This is a genomic window from Helicobacter didelphidarum (genome assembly GCF_003364195.1).
GTDB lineage: Bacteria > Campylobacterota > Campylobacteria > Campylobacterales > Helicobacteraceae > Helicobacter_A > Helicobacter_A didelphidarum.
In genome coordinates this window covers 1-835 of record NZ_NXLQ01000163.1, presented here as the reverse complement: position 1 = coordinate 835, position 835 = coordinate 1, and the positions used below count along the sequence as shown (strand labels likewise).

Sequence of the window (835 nt, the reverse complement as noted above, 5' to 3'; positions counted from 1 at the left end):
ATCAATAAGAGGGTGAAAGATGAATACAAGCTTGCGTAAAGAGATAATAAAAGTAAGAGATAATCAAACACTAGACTTAAAAGTCTTAGAATCTAAAGGCATAGATACGATAGAATCTAAAATATATTTCTTAGGCATAGAACTACATGGTGGCACAGAATCTAATAAACCCTATAATGAATGCTTCTTTGGAGAATTAGATTCTAAAGATAGCAATATGGGATTCAATACATCTAAGCCTATCTATTACTTGCAAGGTGGAGGGGATATGGATTCTGTCATTGCGAGGAATGAAATGACGAAGCAATCCACAAACAAAGATTCTAATACTCCTCATAACAAAGTATGTCGTCATACTGAGCGTAGCGAAGTATCCACAAACAAAGATTCTATAGATTCTAATAACTCAAATATGGATTCTTCAGCTTCGCTTCGCAATGACAAGAATCAATCCACACTACCAACACAATCTCTACCACTACTCAATCAAACTCTACTAACAATAATTCAAATACAGATTCTCCCTCTCCTCACAATAATATAGATTCTCCCATATCCACTTCCACCCTCCAAGTATTCCTCCACTCCTCTACACTTACAATACTTCATTATTCACTTATTCACTCTAGCCTACATATCAAGCTAGAATGTAATAGCTCTGAATCTAAAGAGATAATAAAACAAGAGATAGATTGCCACGAAGCTAAAGCTTCTCGCAATGACAACAAAGAAAGTATCTCCACCGCATTCCTCTGTCCTGTCCTAGAAGATAATGAGCTTAAATGTCCTCATAATGGTAGAGTGCAATTAAAGAGTAAGAAAGGTAAAAGCTTTA

2 protein-coding genes are annotated in these 835 nt (G+C 35.4%); one reads left to right on the top strand and one right to left on the bottom strand.

Features of this window, described 5'->3' with window-relative positions; translation table 11 throughout:
* Positions 1–19: 19 nt before the first annotated feature.
* Positions 20–544: a hypothetical protein gene (locus CQA53_RS13455; RefSeq protein ID WP_245945921.1), complete on the top strand. Its 525-nt coding sequence runs from the start codon at positions 20–22 to the stop codon at positions 542–544.
* Between the two features lie 76 nt (positions 545–620).
* Here the strand turns inward: CQA53_RS13455 and CQA53_RS13635 are convergent, their stop codons facing one another.
* Positions 621–743, bottom strand: a complete 123-nt coding sequence (locus CQA53_RS13635; protein WP_281271196.1) for a hypothetical protein — start codon at positions 741–743, stop codon at positions 621–623.
* Between the last annotated feature and the right edge of the window lie 92 nt (positions 744–835).